This window comes from Vibrio sp. 1069, assembly GCF_033340555.1.
Genome location: NZ_JAWOWP010000005.1, coordinates 103,082 through 122,850 on the forward strand (window position 1 = coordinate 103,082; position 19,769 = coordinate 122,850).

Here is a 19,769-nt window from a genome sequence, read left to right on the forward strand (position 1 = left end):
GCTTATGAGTCAAGAGAAAACAGTTAGAGAGCTGCAATTCCAAAACGATATCCTTGATCAAATGCTTTCCAATGGTTGGTTGTTAGGTCAATCGAGTAAATACAATCGTGAATTAGCACTTTACCCAGAAGACGTTGAGGCATTTGTAAGAACTTCTCAACCGAAACAGTGGGAAAAGCTCGCGCAGCATTTTCCAAGTACGGAGCGAAATCCAACCGCAACCAGAGATGCGCTTCTCAAATCCTTAGTCCGTGATTTAAAGAACCACGGAACATTGTGGGTGCTGCGTAATACAGTTAAAGATCGAGGCGCAAAGTTCCAGCTTTGTGCTTTCAAGCCAGATCACGCTTTGAACCCAGAAGCGACTGAGCAATACGAGCAAAATATTTTGCGAGTGGTGCCAGAGCTGGTTTATTCACCGAACGGTTATGACGGTCGGTTAGATTTGACCCTATTCGTCAATGGTATCCCTGTCGCGACTTGTGAACTTAAATCTGAATTTAAGCAGTCTATTGATAATGCCAAAGTTCAGTACATGAAAGACAGGCAACCTAAAGATCCCGCGACGAAAAAAACAGAGCCGCTACTGACATTCAAGCGTGGTGCGTTAGTGCATTTTGCTGTGAGTCAGTACAACGTTGCGATGACGACACGTTTGGACGGTAAAAAGACGTTCTTCCTGCCTTTCGATCAAGGGACGTCTGACGGTGGTAAAGGTAACGACATCCCAGAAGATGACGCTTACGCAACGTCCTATCTATGGAACGAGATTTTCCAGAAAGATAATTTGCTGCTGATTTTAGGTCGCTATATTCACTTAGAACGTAAAGATGTTGAAGAGTTAGACGGTTCAATCAAAGTCAAAGAGACAATGATTTTTCCTCGTTATCACCAATGGGCTGTTGTTTCAAAGTTGCTTAACACCGTTGATATAGAAGGAACGGGACATAAATATCTGGTTCAACATAGTGCGGGGTCAGGGAAGTCGAACTCGATTGCGTGGTTATCTCACCAACTTGCCTCAAAGCACTATCACACCTCTCATCCTGATTTGGGTAAAAAGGCGGGTGATAAGGTTTTTGATTCCGTTATTGTGATCACCGATAGAACCGTATTGGATAGCCAACTTCAAGATACGATTTATCAGTTTGATCACCATGAAGGGATGATTGCTCGCGTTAACCGTGAAGAGTCACAAGGCTCTAAATCCAGTCAATTAACTGGGGAACTAAAAGCCAGTACATCAATCATTATTGTGACGATTCAAACGTTTCCACACGTTTTAGAGGCGATTCGGCAAGATACAACACTGGCAGGTCGTAGTTTTGCGGTGATTGCCGATGAAGCACACTCAGGTCAAAGTAGTAAAAACGCTCGTAAACTTCGTGAAGTGCTAATGGCACAAGAACTGGAAGACGATGAAGAGTTAGACAGTGAAGATATGCTTGCTCTGTCGGTTGAAGCTCGTAAGGGCTCAAATAAACTGAGTTATTTTGCGTTTACTGCCACACCAAAAGCGAAAACATTACGTTTGTTCGGTCGTAGACCTGAGCCATTAGAGCCAGAAAGTGATACCAATAAACCAGTGCCTTTTCACGTCTATTCAATGCGTCAGGCAATTGAAGAAGGGTTTATTCTTGATGTTCTGAAAAACTACACAAGCTACCGTGTCGCTTATCAATTAGCACATGATAATCCGACGACTGATCACGAAGTAGATAGCAAGAAAGCTGCATCGAAAATGGCTAAATGGGTGAGACTACATCCATACAATATTGCTCAAAAAGTTGAAGTAATCATTGAGCATTTTAATAGTAAAGTGAAGCACTTGTTAGGTGGTGAAGCCAAAGCAATGGTGGTGACATCAAGTCGGTTAGAGGCGGTGCGTTATAAACTGGCGTTTGAGAAATACGTGCAAGAAAAAGGTTATTCTAACGTCAATGCAATGGTGGCGTTTTCTGGTGAAGTGAATGACCCTGATTTACCCGATCATCCTTTTACTGAAAACAACATGAACCCTAATTTGCTTGGACGCGATATGCGCAAAGCATTTGATACTAATGATTATCAAGTGATGCTGGTTGCGAATAAGTTCCAGACAGGATTTGACCAACCTAAATTGGTCGCGATGTACGTGGATAAGCCGCTTAAAGGTGTGGAGTGTATTCAGACATTATCTCGATTGAATCGTACCTGTAAGGGAAAAAACAAAACCTTTGTGTTGGACTTTGTTAATGAGCCTGAAGATATTCTGGCTGAGTTCAAGGTTTACTTCCAAACGGCTGAATTAGCTGGGGTATCTGATCCTAACATTGTTTATGAGTTGATGGATAAGCTTGGCAAGGTCGGAATATACCAGTGGTTTGAAGTTGAAGCCTTCGTTAAAGCTTACAATAGTAAACATGCAAGCCAATCAAAACTGGCGAACCTGTGCAAAGCACCAGTGAAGCGCTTTGAAGAACGCTACAAAGATGCCACGTCAGTATTAGAAATTGCTCAAGCTGATTTATCAAAAGCTAAAATTGAGAAAAATGACAAGGCAATTAAGTTTGCTCAGAACAGCGTTAAACATGCGAAGGAAGCGAGAGACGTCCTCGACGTATTCAAGAAAGACCTAACTTCATTCGCTCGTTATTACGAGTTCGTGTCTCAGATCGTTGATTTTAGTGACTTAGACTTGGAGAAGTTGGCACTGTTTGCGAATCACCTTGCCCCATTGTTGCGTTTAGACATTATCGATGAAGATATCGATTTATCTGATGTAGTGATGACACATTACCGCTTGCATGAGCAGCGAGAAGCCGACTTGAAGTTGGGTTATAAAGTAGGTGAAGAACAAAAGCATCATCTCCCATCTGATAAAGAGGGGACGGGCGCAACGCCGAAAGATCCAAAAACTGAGCTACTTAATGAAATCATTGAACGAATGAATGACTTGTTTATCGAAGATGGTTTATCGGAAAACGATATGCTCAACTATGCCAATACCATTGCTGGGAAAGTGTCTGAAAATGATGTCGTCATGGATCAGCTTCGTAACAATACTAAGGAGCAGGCGATGCTGGGACAGTTCCCTGAATCTATCACTGAAGCCGTGATTGAGAGTATGGGGGTCCATGAGCAAATGGCGATGAAGGTTCTCTCCAATGACGCTGTCGCAAAGAACTTTGCCGCATTGATGTTTGATATGTTGATGAAGGGCTTGAAAGAAAGAGCGCAATGATATGGTAAAAAAGACAAAAGCATAGATTAAATGGAGCGGGGTAACCCGCTCTACCTGTAGATAGTGGTTCTATTGACGTTTGTGTGTCTACTAAATGTCGAAGCCTAAAGTGATGGTTTTTTTTCTAAAATGTTGACTTGGCGATATATTTTTGAGGAAGAAATCATCGATGCACTTACGGTATTTGGTGTTTAGATACGTTATGATTTGCACAAATGTACCTATAATAATCAGATGGCTATGGCTGAACAAAACATTATCAATGTAGAAGTTGAAAAAGACTTTATTAACCGAACACTAACAGGCAGGCCTGTTCAGGCTTTGATAGAGTTGGCCTGGAATGCTTTTGATGCAGAAAATGTATATGTAAAATCAATCGTAATGAACTCAAAAGAACTGGATGAAAAACTTTTTGGCTTAATAAACGACTTACAAGAACTTTCAAATACTATCTATCGAGCAAGTACAGATAATGATTCAGAAAAACTGGCTAAGTTACTTGAAAACCGCACTGAACTTGAAGCTGAGTGTAAGAAGATTGAGAGAAAACGATACGAATTGATCTAATCCAGAAGGGAAGCAATGCTTCTATGATTTATGCACTTCGTAGAAATTGCAAAAGTTGAAAAATATATTTTTGACACAAAGCGAGTATAACATTACTCGCTTTAAACTTATTTTATAATCCCACAATGAAATAGTCGTGAAGGTTCGAACAATTACCAGTATTACTTGCGCAATGAACTTGAAATATACATTTTTAAAAAAGGCACGCTCACAATTAGCCCCCCAATGATTAATCCTGTCCAAACTGGATGTTGTATTACAAATAATAGAATTGAGTTAAACATGACTTAAACCTCGTAGATGTAGATAATGCATGTGAGTTTCGTTCGTATTTACACAAGAAAGTTATGATTTATTTTCGAGATTAAATTAATAATCAAATACTCAATAAGAAGTCTTTTTTGTAAAACCATCTTGAAAAAATGCGTTCGTCACCAAGTTATATAATAATTGTATGTTTATTTCAAATAACATACAAGAAATTGTTGTTTTTTTCTTTTCTATGTATATGATCTTCTTATGGAAAATGTTCTTTAAGAGGTTAATTCTATGTTCTATTCACGTAATAAAAAAGTAGTTGAAGGCATTCAAAACGGTATCCAGCAAAATACTCGTAATTTGCACAATTCTAAGTTCACTTCAAAAGTAGAACAGCGTATTCACAAAAAAGGCGGTGAGTTTATTAACTACTCTTTTATGTTGACATACCGTAAGTGGGTTGCACTTTTAAACTTTATTCCACTTTTCATCGTTTTTGTTTTAATGACTGCTCAATTGATGGATCTTTCTTTTCCACAAGATGTAGCAAATAAGGTTTTCCTATACCAAGGTTTCCAAGCTATGATTCCACGCTTTGTTATGACGATGATCTGTGGTGGCTTGTTCTTTATCTTGGTTCATTTCATATTTGGTATTATCCATGCCGTCAAGTACAAAATTGGCATGTTGTTTTTTGACTTTTTCCTTGCTGGTCTAAGTGGTTCAATTCATGCTGCTGGCATGTGGGGATTCAGCTTGTTCCTTTTTGCTCAATTCTTCTAAAACACATGCGTTTCAAGATGCTGATATATTTTTTGACAAAAAGCGAGTATAACGTTACTCGTTTTTAGTCTATTTTTCTGTACCACAATAAACTATGTCTCTTGGCACGATATAAGTATCACTATCGCCTATCGCTTTTTTTGTGTGTCCAATGACCGATCAGTTCTCCGCATATTGATCTATTCGTTTCTCTGAACCATATATTCTGTATATGTATACAGTATGTATGGTTTTATATAAAAGTAATCCCACTATTTGCCTCCGCAGGAATAGCAGGTTTTGAATCGCCAGCCGCAGAATACAATTAGTTAGATTTGTCTGATAGAACGATGCATCAATTAGATATGTTAAATGAGAATCCATCCAATGAAAAACTTAACGCTGTTTTTGACGGCCTAAATCGAAAATACGGCACTGATGCGGTGTTCATCGCTACGCAAGGCATCAAACTGGAATGGAGTATGAAACGGCAATTTCTTTCAAAACAGTACACAACAAAATGGTCTGATTTACCGAAAATCAGTTGCAGCTAATGACCTACAAAGTGTTTTGTGAAACAATCATTTCGTTCTTGGTAAAAAACCTTAGCTGTGGGTTAAAACAGTATGTTGTGTTCATGGCAAGTTTTGTCTTGATGTAAATCAGCACGAACGAGTGCAGGAAGCAGGTTAAAGGGATATAACCGCCATTTTTCAAAGGAATCAAAAGGAAGGACGTTCGAAGAGTCACCATTCTCTAAAAAAGGTAAAACTTATGAGTCAGGTGAGCTACAAAATTCCTGTATTTATGACAATTAACAGCAAAAAAATTTGCTATCTGATTGACTACCATAGATACGTTGAATTGCGAGCATTGGGGCTGAAAGACAGTCAAATTGTTAATGATTACATTGTTAACAACAAGGCTGCCTAAAATGTCCACAAAACACCAAGAACACTGAAGCCACTCTTTTGAGTGGCTTTTTCTTATCTGTCATATACAGATATAATCAGATTGTTAAAAAAGTGTATTTTATCGGGATTATAGAGTTATGAAAGCAGAAGTTAAGTGGATTGAAGATTTAAAGTTTGTTGGTAAAACAGATAAAAATCAAGAGATTATAATGGCGAGTGGCGACAGTACTTATTTCTCACCAATGGAAATGGTACTAATGGCTGCTGGTGGCTGTAGCTCTGTCGATGTTGTTGATGGTTTGAAAACAGCAGGCCAAAAGGTTTCGTCAGTTAATGCCAAGCTAACCACAGAGCGTCGTGAAACCGCACCGCGTATCTTTACGCAAGTGAATATCCACTTTGAAGTGTCAGGTGACGAGCTTGACCCAGCAGTCGTAGCAAAAGTGGCGGCTGACTCGCTAGAAAAATACTGCTCGGTTTGCTTAATGCTAGGTGAAGGTGTTGAGATGACCCACAGCTGGGAAATTGTGTAAGCCGACAGACTCCACAAAATATAAAAACAGGAAAGAGAAAAGTCCGGGCTTTTCTCTTTTTTTATTTCGCAATTCACGTACCTTGTGAAGAATCTGAAAGCAGTAATTGCAGGTTGTAGGAGTCTTCCAGTGACAGAACTAGAAAAAATGATGTCTGGCCAGGTCTTTGATGGCATGGACAAAGAAATTGACGCCATTAGAAGCCATGCTCTTCAAGCACTTAGAGCACTTAATAATAACACCGACGAAAGTCAGCGCGACGAATTGCAAAAGCAGCTATTTGGCAAGGTAGGCCGTTGTATTGTCCAGTCCCCTTTTCATTGTGAATTTGGTAAGACCATCGAAATAGGTGAAGAAACCTTTATCAACATGAACGTGGTCATGCTCGATGGTGCCAAAATTACCATCGGGAACCACGTGCTCATTGGACCGAGCGTGCAATTCTATACCGCTTCTCATTCTGTTGATTACCGCAGTCGCCGACGTTGGGAAACGTTTTGTAAACCTATCACGATTGAAGATGATGTGTGGATTGGCGGAAATTCCGTCATCAACCAAGGTGTAACAGTTGGCGCTCGCTCGGTGATTGCGGCGAACTCGGTCGTTAACCATGATGTGCCGCCAGATTGTCTATACGGAGGCACGCCAGCTAAGTTGATTCGTCGTCTCAACGAAGAAGAGTAGAGATCAGTATGCAATAACACTGGCGATTAGAGAGTTCTGACTGAGCTCTCTTCGTCGAGTACATCGTTATATTTTAATGTTAATTTCTCATTCAATTGCTAAAAGAACGGCACCAATTGATAAAGTCAGGGCAACGACAACAGAGTTAACAATGATAATACCCAGTAATAGAATCGACAAATAACGATACCATTTTGGTACTTCTCTAGAAATATTAGGTAATTTTCGCTTTTCACCTGAGCTAGGTTGAACGATTAAACGAACAAACATCAATGTTCGGAAAAATGCGTAAGGCCACCCTGTGAATAAAGAAAGCTCAAATTCATTAAAATATGGTTTTTTAAAATAGTTCCCAACAATCTCCTTCGGCATCAGAAAGTGCATGACACCGATAAAAATGGTTTGTAAGAAAATAATAATCACACCAGTCATTAAAGTGTAAAAAAGAAATGTGATTACTTGCTGCATATAGACTCTATTCCAGTACTAGCGACTAAGTTTGGCTTGCTTTCAATTGAATTATAAAAGCTTTTTGCCACTTTACCGGATGCATAACCTACAGCCGTTGAGCCGGCAGCGAGTACAATGGCAGTCACCCAGCCAATAGGGTTTGATACTAAAAATAGACCGACTAACGCGCTGGTACCCATTCCTACAGCTGTGCTAGTTATTGACTCAACAAAAATTTCATTCTTCTCATGTTGGTCTTGTGTATTCGCAATCTGAATGCAGGAAGCCGTCAGACCAACACCGACTAAAACATGTCCGCCCACTTTAGATGCTTGAGCTATTTTATTCAGTTTTTCGGCTTGTTTAACTATATGAGCATTCGCAGGTAACCCTCAACTTCGAGCGATGCGGATAGACTCGTAAGCTTTTTATTATCAAGTGATAAATTTAGCCTTTCATATGGAGTACCATACATGTTTAATATAATTGATGATAAGTTATCATGAGTTTTTATTTTATACTCAAATAATCCCGACACAGAGCACCTCTAGCTAATAATTTGTTTGTGCAGATACTAACAAAAAACTATATTTAAAAAGGTTTATTTTTTGCCTTCTAGACTTTCATTTTAAAAAGTTACAAATTAGCTGATGTATTTATTATTTGTATGAAATTGTTAATGTGATTTTTTACATTTAAAGTGTGATATTAAACTTGGTTGGATAAGTGAAGGTCATACATGATTTGCTAGTGATAAAAAACCTGCGATAAAAAATACAAGTGCTAACATTGTAGAGTTTATGATAATTACCCATATTATTATGAAGGATAATAGACGGTACCACCTAGGCACCTCTTGGGATACATCGGGTAACTTTCGTTTTTTACCTGAGTTAGGTTGAACGATTAAACGAACAAACATCAATGTTCGGAAAAATGCGTAAGGCCAACCTGTAAATAGAGCTAGTTCGAAAGTGTTAAAATAAGGTTCTTTAAAGTAGCTATTGACAATGTCTTTTGGCATTAAAAGGTGCATGATACCTATAAAGAATGTTTGAAAAAAAATAACTAATACACCAGAGAACATTAAGTATCCAATAATGTTCCAGATCAATTGCATATTGCACCTATCCTTATAATAAACCGATGCTTTTTCAAAGGTTTTATCCTAATTTTTATCATGAAGAAATAAAGAGACTAACAGATAACCTATATCTTAGCTATGAATGTAAGGCCGTTTTGAAGGAGTGTCGAGAACGAAAATAAGAACTATTTTATTGATTTTTATGTAAATATAGTTGGTCGTGTATAAAATTGATAACGTGAAATGGCGAGATGTAAGCCTTGCACAACTAACAAAGGTTGGTTAAACAAGGCTAATAGTCGGTTATGGATGAATAACGATTTGTTGCTCCTCAGTCATCACAAGTGTCGCTTTGCTTTGTTCGATAAGTTGGGCAGCATAAGAAGGGGTAACGGCCTGCATATCACCTTTAGATCGAAGAGTTAAAGACTCCCACGCTTGATCTCGATATTTCCCTGCTTGGGTGTATTGAATCAGTACTTTCATAGCTTCACGCTCCGGTGTGGTTGACGTGCTACTTAAGTTAACGATCTTAGGTTGGTTGCGCATCTGTTAAAAATGAAACGTTAGTTTAACTAAATGTACCTTTCCAAATATCGCGCATTGAGCAGAGCAATTTAGAATCCTTTTGATGGAAGGATGAAGAACACTCAATCTTTCGATTCATACTGCGCAATATAATGTTTGAGATATTTGGTTTCCGCACTCTCAAACTCTTCATCGTGCATACGCAGTGCTTGGATACGGTCGAGGCGGAACTGGCGGTAGTCATCGCGCAATTCGCACCAGGCGACCAGCGTCCAGACTTTGCCCCAAAAGAACTGGCCTAACGGTTGGATTTTTCTTTCGGTCACTTGTCCGCTTTCATCTTGGTAATCCAAACTGACCTTAAACTGATGATCAATCGCGTGGCGCAGAAGCTGCCCTCGTTTGGCAGTCTCGGATTGGGTGTGATAATCGGGCACAATCAGCGGACAATCTTCCACTTGTTGTTTGAGCTTATCGGGCAATACCGAAAGTATTTTGGTGGACGCAGAGTGAGACGCTTCGGCGAGTTCGGCATCCGACCAGGCTCGAACCATCCGCATACCCAGTTCAAGCGCCATCATCTCTTTTTCTGAGAACATCAAAGGCGGCAGATGAGAGCCAGCTTGCAATAGGTAGCCAACACCTGCTTCACCTTGAATAGGAACACCAGAACTAAGCAACGACTGAATATCGCGATAAATCGTACGTTCGCTGACTTCCATTCTTTCTGCGAGCTCTTTCGCTGTCACTGCGTAACGCTTTGCGCGCAAAAGCGTCAGTAGCTCAAACAGTCGTTCTGATTTGCTCATGATGTTCCTTATCTAGACCTACTGGTTGTTAGTAGTAGTGTGGCTGATTACTTCTCTAGCTCACTGCACATTTTTAAGTTGTGATGTATAAGCTCGAAGCTTTCGCAGTCAATCATTGATAACAGAGGCTGAAATTCAGCGGCTTGCTTAAGCTGTTTTCCCGCCTGTTTTGCATCGTCCATTGAACGCCAGTAAATGATGTCTGTCCACACATCGTCCGTCGCTTCGTGACTGAGTGAGCGATACAAAAAGCCCGGCAGATTCTTCACAAACGTTTGTGACTGTTTGGCAGCGGCGATCACGTCTTGCTCTGTTGTGCCTGCGGTTAGACGAAATTGCACAGTTTCGATAACGGTTTCCATATTGTGATTCCTTATTGGTTTTGGCGGATTGCCTGTTGAGTTCCAAATAAGGTTACGCGGATGGAATGTCAGAACATGTCAGTAGTGAAATCTCACTCACTTATCATCAATATGGTTATTTTTCTGGGCTGTTGTAACGATCCCAGTAAGGTAAATCTGTGCCGAGTTTTTCGCTGATAAAATCGATAAAGGCTCTTACTTTCAACGGCATGTGCTTGCGCTCAGGAAAAACCGCATAAATGGCGTGTTCTGGTAGAGAGTACTCTTCCATCACCGGTTTTAGATTTCCTGCGGCAAAGTCTCTTCCTGCAATAAATGTTGGCAGTTGCGCAATGCCCGAACCTCTTAACAGCAACTGGCGAATGGCTTCGCTGTTATTGACGATAAAGTTTCCTTTTGGAAGTACCTTGTATTCGCTGCCGTTGTTGATGAACATCCATTCGACGCCGCCACGGAAATAGGAGTAGCGCAGGCAGTTGTGACCGACTAAATCACTTGGTTTTTGTGGTGTTCCAAACTCCGCTAAGTAATCTGGTGAGGCACAAAGCACACTTTTACAAGGGGCGAGACGTTTTGCGATTAGATTGGAAGAGGTGAGTTCACCAATACGGATCCCCAAATCAAAACCGTCTTTAACCAAATCGACCATTTTGTCTTCGAGGCTTAAATCCACTTCAATTTTCGGGTAACGAGCGAGAAACTCGCTGATCAAAGGCGCGATATGCAGTACACCGAAAGACATCGGCACGGTAATTTTGAGCCGACCTTGTGGAGAGCCTTGCAGTTCCGATACCGCGTCTACGCCTTGCTGGGCCAGATTGAGCGCTTGAGAAGCGTACTCAAAATAGCGTTCTCCCGCTTCGGTCAGGCTCAGCTTACGCGTGGTTCGGTTAAGGAGACGAATGCCCAAATCGTCTTCTAGTTGGTTGATGCGTTTGCTGATCGCCGATTTCGTCAGATTCAGCTGTTTGGCCGCAAGGGAAAAGCTGCCGCATTCGACAACAGCAACAAAAACGGGCAGGGAGGCAATCGCGTTCACATCAATCTCCTATTATCGTGAAGCATTTATTGTTGAGCACAAGGATACAATTAATTTCCAATTATAGAGATTATCTTCAAGAAGAAAACAATCTAGACTATGCACCAGTATTACGACCTTGATTTTGGGAAGAAGAAAATGAAGTACGATTGGATCCTGTTTGACGCTGACGAAACCTTATTCCACTTTGATGCTTTCAAAGGTTTGCAGCTTATGTTTTCTCGCAAAGGCGTAGATTTTACTGAACAAGATTTTGCTCATTACCAAACCGTAAACAAACCGCTTTGGGTGGATTACCAAGACGGCAAAGTAACGGCAGATGAGCTAAAACATAAGCGTTTTACCGAGTGGGCTGAGAAGTTGAATACCACAACAGCAGATCTCAACAGCGCATTTTTAGAAGCAATGGCCGATATTTGCAGCTTGTTGCCAGGTGCAAAAGAGCTGATGGAAGCGCTGCAAGGCAAAGCTAAAATGGGCATTATCACCAACGGTTTTACAGAGTTGCAAGCGATCCGCCTTGAGCGCACAGGGATGACTGAGTACTTCGATAAAGTGGTGATCTCTGAACAAGTGGGCGTAGCAAAACCGGACTTAGGTATTTTTGAATACGCGATGCAGCAAATGGGCAATCCCTGCAAAACGCGCGTACTGATGGTGGGTGACAACCTGCATTCCGATATTCTGGGTGGTAATAATTTTGGTATTGAAACTTGCTGGTTAAATACCACAGGCGCAAGCGTTGATGAGCGTATCGCACCAAATTACACCGTTGAGTCTTTGAGTGAACTAAAGAACATTTTGGTGGCGTAACCGAATCGGGTATTATTCCACAGTAACCCTCAGAAAAATCAAGGAATAACCATGTCAGACATCAAACAGCTAGACAGCAAAGTCGTTTACCAGAATAAGTGGATGACGGTGCGTGAGGACAAAATTTTACGTCCGAGCGGCGCAGAGGGCATCTATGGTGTGGTCGACAAACCTGATTGTGCTGCGATTCTGGCTATCGATAACGGGATGATTCACTTGGTTCAGCAGTACCGTTACACCGTAGGTCAACGTTGTTGGGAGATCCCACAAGGGGCGTGGGAATCAAACCCAAATGCGGATCATCTTGAGCTTGCCAAAGGCGAGCTGCGTGAAGAAACGGGCATGCAGGCGAGCGCCATGGCGTATGTCGGCGCGCAGTTTATCGCATACGGCTTTTTGAATCAGACATGTCACGTCTATTTCGCCACTGATTTAACGGACGTGGGCAATCAACTCGACAGTGAAGAAGAGGATTTGATCGCTCGTGCTTTTTCGGTTGAGGAGTTCGAACAGATGATGATCGACGGTACGATCAAAGATTGTGTCACCATCGCTGCTTATGGTTTGGCGAAGCTGAAGAAATTCATTTAGTTATTCATTACGATTTTTTAATGAAAACAGCGGCCTAGTGCCGCTGTTTTTAGTTTGGGTGAGCTCGTTGAGCCATCGCTTACTCGTCGATTTTCTTACCTAAGATTTCCACTTGCGCTTTTTTGGTCACCCCCGCGACTTGCAGCGCTGTGCTGCCAACCGATTCATAGTTCAACTCGATCTTGTCTAATTTCGCGTTATCTTTTGTTGGTAGGCTTAAGCTTCTTGATGACATGCCTTTAGTCAGAACCCCTAAACTGTCGAACGTCTTTTCCTGACCATCTTTCATGATTACTTTAACGCTTTTCAGATCGACCGTACCTTGCGTACATTTGATTTTTATGTGGCTGAAACGAGCGTTAGCAAATGGTGACAGTGGATTGACTGTGTCGGTTTCCGATTTAAAACTGACGGTCTTATCTGCAATCTTATCCCAATCGTTGTCTCCTGCAACCGATTGGAAAGAGGCTACAGCCGCTAAAAGACAGAGTGCGATGGTGTTGAACAGTTTCATAGCTTTTCCTTACCTTAGGTTTAGATATTCTGTTTAATCAGTTCGATGACGTGTGTGACTTCGTCTTGAGTTAAAGCCCCTTCTTTCACGAATAAAATTTCGCCTTGTTTATTTTGTACGATAATCGCAGAACTTTCTTGCTGTCCTCTGCCGACGATTTAACAAATGTACCGGTTCCCCAAATGGCGTCTTCTTGGTTGATCACGGTTGTGGTCTGATACTGATCTTCAGGAAAGTGAGCGGCAGTGATTGCTGACATCAGCGGCGCGTTCATCTCTTTGGCTTTACTACGACCTGCAATGGCTTGTATCACACGGACTTTGCCTAACATCAGCTGAGTTGCCCAAGGTTGATAAGCCACATCGTCTCCTTGCAGCGTCATTTCGCCATAGGTATCAATGCTGACGGAAGGGGTGGTTTGACCGACAAAAAGGTTATGAGAGAAGGCGAATGTCGGGGCGAGTGCGAGTAAGAGTGACAGAACAGATGGAGTTTTCATTGGGGTTCCTGTAACGAAGTGAGGTTAGAGCGAATCAAAATAAGGGGCAAATACGATGCCCCTTATCGGATTTGGCGATTAGTTAGAAAGTACAACGCGCGCATTTAACGGTTGCAGCGGACGATTGTTTTGTCCCATGACTTCCATCAGTTTCGCGGCTTGATCTTTGGATAAGGTTTGAGTGTCTTTAAGCACAAACCAGCGCACACCTTCTGAACATGGTGGTGTGGTTAAAGAGCCGTTAAATCGATAGTAGTTTGCAGTTTTTGGCAGTAAGTCGTTAATCTCAAACGTATCTTTAAAGAAAGTGGTTTGATTCTCTTGTGGGATTGCGTTGATCAGTTTAGACAGTGCTGCGTTTTGATCGCCAGCATCAAACATCACCGAAATTACCGCCAACTCGCCATCTGCGTTGGCGTGCACAAAGTGCGCTTCAAGTGGATATTGGCGGCCTTTGATTTGGTTTTCTGAAGGTGTGTGGAAATGGAACTGTTGCAGCTCGAACGTCTCGCCATCGATGGTGAAGCTGTTACGTCCGTTCACTTGCGCTTGCAGCGTATGACCATTGTTGGTTAAACCAATGACCTGACCAGTGTACGAAAGGTTCAGTGCTTCCAGTTTTGCATCGGCTGGGTTGTCGATGTTGATTGGGCTTTGGTTTTTCGTGGTTGCGCAGTCTTTGGCGATTTCTCCCCAGTGCTCTGGCCCGTGTTTGTCATTGCCATAGCCCCATTCTGAAGCCTGAGCCGCGCCTAGAGTGAGAAGTGAGAGTGAAAAAGCAAGTAGTGTTTTGTTCATAATAATGTCTCTGTTCGGTCGCTTTGATAAGCGTTGTTACAAGGCAATGACCTAGAGGTTTGATCACTGCCTGACAAATTAGAAACGGTGGCTGAGTTGGGCACCAATTAGGAACGCATTTGAATGGGTCACGCCCGTTACCATCGGTGCAGGAACACCTTCATACGCGTACTCTTCTACGTTGACATCTTCACCAATCAAGTACGTCATGCCGATGTCAACCGTGGTATCTGATGACCATTGGTAAGAGGCACCCGCAGATAACCAGTGACGGTTCGAATCTGGGATAGAAAGCGAAGTCAGCTCATCGACAGGTGTTTTGTCGAACATGTAACCCGTGCGAAGTGTCCAACGTTCATTGGCGTACCAAGTCGCACCGATGGAGTAGTGCGCGGAGTCTTGCCACTGAAAATCTTTTAGCAACTGATCATCAGCTTTCAAGCTGTCAAATGCTGACCAACCAATCCACTGCACAGAATAGTGCAGGGCAAATTTAGGTAAGACGCGGTGATAACCGGAAAACTCCGCAATATCCGGTAGCGGCATAGCAAGTGAGTCGTACGATTCGCCAGCAAAGTGGATGTCACCCTTGGCATCGATATTAGGGCTGTGCTTGTAGCTCAAACCCAAGCGATGACGTTCGTTAAACTCGTACATCATGCCAATGTTCGCGCCAAGCCCAATGCCGCCAGCTTCCACATCAAGTGCGTTGCCTTTTAAGGCTCCGCAACGTTGTTCTAGTTCGTTTCCCAGTATGTTCCCACCAACGCAAACACCCACGTCCATATCGCGGTACAGTTCACCAGAGCCGTAAATCACATCAATACCACCACCGATACTAAAACGGTCGTTCACCTTGTATGCCAAGCTTGCGCCAAGGTTGACACTCGCTACGCTGGTGACACCGCCAAAAACAGGTGCGCCATAGTTTGGTTTAAACTCCATGTCGGTTCCGAAGTTGGAGTATGCCGATAAGCCAAGATACCAGTCGTCGTTGATAGGGTGAATAAAGTAAAAATTGGGTACAACGGCTGGTTGACCAACGCCATCGACGTCATCAATGTCGGTCACGGTTTGAGAGAAGGACGGGGTAATTTCAACTTGAGGGGACGGAGGAAAACCGCCCATACCAACATTGACATCCGCATTAATGTTAGCTCGATGATATTGCGCATTTTTAACGGTAACGTCAGGTTTGACGTAAGTGACACCGAACGATAAGGCATTTTGTTTAAACAGCGTCATCGCTGCGGCGTTACGGCTGACTACAGACGCATTATCACCAATGACGGCATCACCAGCAAAAGCACGACCAAGACCCGTCGCCGAATGTTCGTTAATTTGAAAACCACCGGCATACGCCGTCGATGAGGCTAACCCGATTAATAAATAAATCGGTGAAAGAGTTAATTGTCGCTGCATGTTTTTTCTCATGAATTAATTAGAGGTTGTATTGCAACGAAAAGCAGTAAAATAAACAAATCTGACCAGTATATTTAGGAGTGAAACTAACAGTATGTTGACAATAAATAAATTTAACTTAATAAATATTTATTGATGAATTTATTAATGGTTCATGTCGTGAATGTGGTGATTATTTTACGTGTAAATTAAACTCAGAGCCTCTATTTCTATTTTTGCGGTATTACTTCTCTATTTTTATTGTGCTGACTGTTCCCTAACAAACAGAGGCAAATCCAGCGATAAAGTGTTCGTGATGGAAACTCTGAGTCATTTGTATTTCCATTGCATCCCAACGTTGGTAGTTCGAATCAGCAAGAGAACTATCGTTTTAAACCCACATGACACACTCCTCTCGGTCTTACCTGTGTTATGTGGGTATTTTTTATTTAACTTGCCACTTAACTCCTCTTTAAATTCAATCATCAAAATGACCATAATGAAATTTAAATGGGTGGCATGTTGAATAATTTTGGATTTTACTGGTTTGTTGGTATTTAAAAGTTTTGTTTATAATACTTATAACTTGAATTTCTATATTAAAAATGATCTTTGTTATATTTATTGAATGATAAAGTTTTGAAGTGACTATAATATCTCGGATTTTTCACGTTAGTGAAGTTATTCCTTCAGTATCTTGACGTTAATTTACCTATCTTTACGTCTCGTACCCTGTACGGCTAAGACAAATAGCAGTATAAAATCAAAACGATTATTTACTTCACTCCTGCTATGAAACTCAATAAAAAATGGCTCGTTTTGTGTGGCCTACTCGCTATTGGTGCTGGTGGTTATCATTATCTGCAACGTCCAGAACCCATTTCTCCTTACGCGACAGAAGTCGTTCGCAAAGGCAATATCGAAAAGGCGGTATTAGCCAACGGCATGTTGCAAGCGTCCAAATTGGTGAATGTAGGTGCGCAAGTATCTGGGCAAATTCAACGCCTCGCTGTGAACTTAGGGGATGAGATCAAACAGGGGGACTTGATTGCACAGATTGACAGCCTGACTCAGCAAAACAGCCTCAAAGAAGCCCAAGCGTCTCTTAATAGTCTCAACGCTCAGTACCAGGCTAAGCAAGCGCAGATTAAACAAGCAAACTATGAATACGTGCGCCAAAAAGGCATGTTGGCAGCGAAAGCGAGCTCACGAGCTGATTACGAGAATGCCGAAGCGACGCTCGCCATCTACAAAGCCGAGTTAGCGCAACTGGATGCCGAAATCGAGAAAGCCAAAATCAACGTCGACAATGCGCAGTTAGATCTCGGTTACACCACCATCAACGCACCGATGGATGGCACGGTGGTTTACACCGCGGTGGAAGAAGGACAAACCGTAAACGCCAATCAAACCACGCCAACTATTATCGAGTTAGCCAAGTTAGATACGATGACGGTGAAAGCCGAAATTTCGGAAGCCGATGTGATTTTTGTTCACCCAGGCCAAACGGCGCTGTTCACCATTTTAGGCAAACCGAATCAGCAGTTTAAAGGCACATTGCGCGCCATTGAGCCGGGGCCAACCATCATGGATGGCGATGACAGCGATTTGAGCATTTCAGATAGCGACGCCATTTACTACAACGCTGTATTTGATGTGAAGAACCCGCAAGGTATTTTGCGTATCGGCATGACTGCGCAAGTTTCGATTGTCCTTGAGCAATCGGAAAATACCTTGATTGTCCCTTCACAAGTGCTGCAAAAATCTGGCGGCAAAGGCAATTATACCGTTCCAGTGCTTGAACAGGGCCAAGTGGTGGAAAAGCCCGTGACAGTGGGTATTAACAACAAAGTGAACGCAGAAATTCTCTCAGGTTTGAAGGAGGGCGACCAAGTTGTTCTTGGCAATGCTATGGACGGAGAATCATCAAGCCGAGGTGATCGTCGTCGATCTCTAATGAGGTTCTAAGATGAGTGACGTGCTTTTAAAAGTTGAGGATTTAACTCGACGTTTTGTCTCTGGCGACGAGTCGCTTACCGTGTTGAACCACATTAATTTAGAGATAAAACGCGGTGAAATGGTCGCGATCGTGGGTGCATCGGGCTCAGGTAAATCGACGCTGATGAATGTGCTCGGCTGCTTGGATAAACCGTCCAGCGGTCGATACTTCATTAATGGGCAAGATGTCTCGACGTTGGAATCCGACCAACTGGCGGAACTGCGCCGTGAGTATTTTGGCTTTATATTCCAGCGTTACCATCTGCTGGGGGATTTAACCGCGGTGGCAAACGTGGAAGTACCGGCGGTTTACGCGGGAGTTCCTCATCGTCAAAGAACGGAGCGAGCGCAGTCGTTATTGGCTCGCTTAGGGTTGGAAGATCGTTTGACTCACAAGCCCAGCCAACTGAGTGGTGGCCAGCAACAGCGCGTGAGTGTTGCTCGTGCACTGATGAACGGCGGTGAGGTGATTCTCGCTGATGAGCCCACTGGCGCATTAGACAGTCACAGTGGGCAAGAGATGATGGCACTGCTTAAAGAGTTGCATCAACTTGGGCATACGGTCATCTTAGTGACTCATGATATGAATGTGGCGAACTTTGCGGATCGCATCATTGAAATCAAAGATGGTGAAATCATTGCAGATACGTCAAATGCACAAGTTGTAATCAATGAGCAAGCAGCAAAGACACCGAGCGCATCTTTTCATCGCCCAGCGCAAGCCGCCAGTAAGTGGTGGAAGTGGGACAGTTTTATTGACGCGCTAAAAATGGCGCTGCTGGCGATGTCTAGCCACAGAATGCGCACGTTTTTGACCATGCTCGGCATCATTATTGGTATAGCCTCGGTGGTTTCCGTGGTGGCCCTAGGTAATGGTTCACAACAGCAAATTTTGTCGAATATTTCATCCATGGGAACAAACACCATTGATGTCAGGCCGGGCAAAGGGTTTGGTGACCGCCGCTCCGGACGAGTGAAAACGCTAACCGCCGACGATGCTAAATCGTTGGAGAGTCTACCTTTTGTCGACAGTGTCACGCCGTCTTTATCCAACAGCTTAACCGTGCGTTACGCCAATCAGGATGCAACCGCGTCTGTGGAAGGGGTTGGGGAAGATTATTTCCGTGTGCGCGGTTATGAGATCGCCAAAGGTCAGTTTTGGGATGAAGAGAGCGTGAACTCACTCGCACAAGAAGCAGTGATTGATGACAACACTAGAAAGGAAATGTTTGCGGATAGAAATCCGATTGGTGAAGTGATTTTTCTAGGTTCATTGCCAGTGCGTATTGTGGGTGTCACGCAGAAAAAAGAAGACGCGTTTGGCAACAGCGACGCGCTGAAAATTTGGGTGCCATACACCACCATGTCGGGACGCATGATGGGACAACGCTACCTCAACGGCATTACTGTACGGATTGATGAGAACGCCCCAAGTGCGGCGGTAGAGCAGAGCATCATCAACTTGTTAAAAATGCGCCACGGTACAGAAGATTTCTTCACGATTAACACTGACACCATTCGTCAGAGCATCGAGAAAACCACCGCCACCATGACGTTACTGATCTCAGCGATTGCGGTGATCTCCCTAATTGTCGGGGGAATTGGCGTAATGAACATCATGTTGGTGTCGGTGACAGAGCGCACGAAAGAGATCGGTGTGCGAATGGCTGTGGGTGCGCGGCAAGCGGATATTTTGCGTCAGTTTTTGATTGAAGCGGTACTAGTGTGTTTGTGTGGTGGCATTGCTGGTATTGGCTTGGCGTTTTTGATTGGTTTTGCATTCAGTACATCTGGTAGCGGCTTCCAAATGATTTACTCAATGAACTCGATCATCTGGGCGTTTATTTGCTCAACGTTGATTGGCATCGCTTTCGGCTTTTTACCCGCTCGCAATGCCGCCAAACTCGATCCGATAGAAGCGCTAGCGAGAGACTAAAAATGA

19 protein-coding genes and 1 pseudogene are annotated in these 19,769 nt (G+C 42.9%); 10 read left to right on the plus strand and 10 right to left on the minus strand.

The features are described from left to right. Positions 1 to 4: 4 nt before the first annotated feature. The 6 genes from R7040_RS10405 to R7040_RS10430 all read left to right on the plus strand — a co-directional run bounded on the left by R7040_RS10405 (position 5) and on the right by R7040_RS10430 (position 6,941). Entirely contained in the window at positions 5 to 3,223 is a 3,219-nt protein-coding gene (locus tag R7040_RS10405; RefSeq protein WP_318096865.1) for a type I restriction endonuclease subunit R, read from the plus strand. Positions 3,224 to 3,463: 240 nt separating this feature from the next. Beyond that, positions 3,464 to 3,790 carry a hypothetical protein gene (locus R7040_RS10410; protein WP_262646925.1) on the plus strand — a complete coding sequence of 109 codons (327 nt, stop codon included), beginning with the start codon at positions 3,464 to 3,466 and terminating at the stop codon, positions 3,788 to 3,790. Between the two features lie 549 nt (positions 3,791 to 4,339). Then, positions 4,340 to 4,831 carry a hypothetical protein gene (locus R7040_RS10415; protein WP_025612377.1) on the plus strand — a complete coding sequence of 164 codons (492 nt, stop codon included), beginning with the start codon at positions 4,340 to 4,342 and terminating at the stop codon, positions 4,829 to 4,831. 344 nt (positions 4,832 to 5,175) lie between these two features. Further along, positions 5,176 to 5,364, plus strand: coding sequence for a DUF4113 domain-containing protein (locus R7040_RS10420; RefSeq protein WP_318096871.1), 189 nt, complete (start codon positions 5,176 to 5,178; stop codon positions 5,362 to 5,364). A gap of 497 nt (positions 5,365 to 5,861) precedes the next feature. Beyond that, positions 5,862 to 6,257, plus strand: a complete 396-nt coding sequence (locus R7040_RS10425; RefSeq protein WP_318096866.1) for an OsmC family protein — start codon at positions 5,862 to 5,864, stop codon at positions 6,255 to 6,257. A 129-nt stretch (positions 6,258 to 6,386) separates the two neighbouring features. Beyond that, on the plus strand, positions 6,387 to 6,941 hold the full coding sequence (locus R7040_RS10430) for a sugar O-acetyltransferase (protein ID WP_031780875.1): 555 nt from the start codon (positions 6,387 to 6,389) through the stop codon (positions 6,939 to 6,941). Between the two features lie 87 nt (positions 6,942 to 7,028). Here the strand turns inward: R7040_RS10430 and R7040_RS10435 are convergent, their stop codons facing one another. The 6 genes from R7040_RS10435 to R7040_RS10460 form a co-directional block, all read right to left on the minus strand. Further along, positions 7,029 to 7,409, minus strand: coding sequence for a hypothetical protein (locus tag R7040_RS10435; protein WP_005374128.1), 381 nt, complete (start codon positions 7,407 to 7,409; stop codon positions 7,029 to 7,031). Then, entirely contained in the window at positions 7,397 to 7,714 is a 318-nt protein-coding gene (locus tag R7040_RS10440; protein WP_235213034.1) for a hypothetical protein, read from the minus strand. Before R7040_RS10440 ends, R7040_RS10435 begins: the two co-directional genes overlap by 13 nt. Positions 7,715 to 8,778: 1,064 nt before the next feature. Beyond that, positions 8,779 to 8,961 (minus strand): hypothetical protein, encoded by a 183-nt coding sequence (locus R7040_RS10445; protein ID WP_021035913.1) that lies wholly within the window; start codon positions 8,959 to 8,961, stop codon positions 8,779 to 8,781. Between the two features lie 164 nt (positions 8,962 to 9,125). Continuing rightward, a complete protein-coding gene (locus R7040_RS10450; protein WP_172563699.1) occupies positions 9,126 to 9,812 on the minus strand; it encodes a helix-turn-helix transcriptional regulator in 687 nt (228 codons plus the stop codon). 47 nt (positions 9,813 to 9,859) lie between these two features. Then, the gene (locus R7040_RS10455) at positions 9,860 to 10,174 is read right to left on the minus strand and encodes a hypothetical protein (protein ID WP_029795225.1); all 315 of its coding nucleotides are present in this window, start codon (positions 10,172 to 10,174) and stop codon (positions 9,860 to 9,862) included. A gap of 115 nt (positions 10,175 to 10,289) precedes the next feature. Next, positions 10,290 to 11,213, minus strand: a complete 924-nt coding sequence (locus R7040_RS10460) for a LysR family transcriptional regulator (RefSeq protein WP_042523376.1) — start codon at positions 11,211 to 11,213, stop codon at positions 10,290 to 10,292. Positions 11,214 to 11,351: 138 nt separating this feature from the next. Between R7040_RS10460 and yjjG the strand changes: the two genes are divergently transcribed. Both yjjG and R7040_RS10470 read left to right on the plus strand, forming a co-directional pair. Beyond that, entirely contained in the window at positions 11,352 to 12,026 is a 675-nt protein-coding gene (yjjG, locus tag R7040_RS10465; protein ID WP_005374109.1) for a pyrimidine 5'-nucleotidase, read from the plus strand. A gap of 51 nt (positions 12,027 to 12,077) precedes the next feature. After that, positions 12,078 to 12,617: an NUDIX domain-containing protein gene (locus tag R7040_RS10470; RefSeq protein ID WP_172563700.1), complete on the plus strand. Its 540-nt coding sequence runs from the start codon at positions 12,078 to 12,080 to the stop codon at positions 12,615 to 12,617. A gap of 79 nt (positions 12,618 to 12,696) precedes the next feature. Here the strand turns inward: R7040_RS10470 and R7040_RS10475 are convergent, their stop codons facing one another. The 4 genes and pseudogenes from R7040_RS10475 to R7040_RS10490 all read right to left on the minus strand — a co-directional run bounded on the left by R7040_RS10475 (position 12,697) and on the right by R7040_RS10490 (position 15,850). Continuing rightward, complete coding sequence (locus R7040_RS10475; protein ID WP_005480927.1) at positions 12,697 to 13,131, minus strand: hypothetical protein; 435 nt, start codon at positions 13,129 to 13,131, stop codon at positions 12,697 to 12,699. Positions 13,132 to 13,151: 20 nt separating this feature from the next. Continuing rightward, positions 13,152 to 13,630 (minus strand): annotated as a pseudogene (locus R7040_RS10480) (YtfJ family protein). A gap of 78 nt (positions 13,631 to 13,708) precedes the next feature. Then, positions 13,709 to 14,428, minus strand: coding sequence for a carbonic anhydrase (locus R7040_RS10485; RefSeq protein WP_017819741.1), 720 nt, complete (start codon positions 14,426 to 14,428; stop codon positions 13,709 to 13,711). A 78-nt stretch (positions 14,429 to 14,506) separates the two neighbouring features. After that, the gene (locus R7040_RS10490; protein WP_168936791.1) at positions 14,507 to 15,850 is read right to left on the minus strand and encodes an OmpP1/FadL family transporter; all 1,344 of its coding nucleotides are present in this window, start codon (positions 15,848 to 15,850) and stop codon (positions 14,507 to 14,509) included. Positions 15,851 to 16,621: 771 nt separating this feature from the next. Here R7040_RS10490 and R7040_RS10495 point away from each other — a divergent pair. After that, a complete protein-coding gene (locus tag R7040_RS10495) occupies positions 16,622 to 17,797 on the plus strand; it encodes an efflux RND transporter periplasmic adaptor subunit (protein WP_172563701.1) in 1,176 nt (391 codons plus the stop codon). Position 17,798: 1 nt separating this feature from the next. After that, positions 17,799 to 19,763 carry a MacB family efflux pump subunit gene (locus R7040_RS10500; RefSeq protein WP_172563702.1) on the plus strand — a complete coding sequence of 655 codons (1,965 nt, stop codon included), beginning with the start codon at positions 17,799 to 17,801 and terminating at the stop codon, positions 19,761 to 19,763. The last annotated feature ends 6 nt before the right edge of the window (positions 19,764 to 19,769 follow it).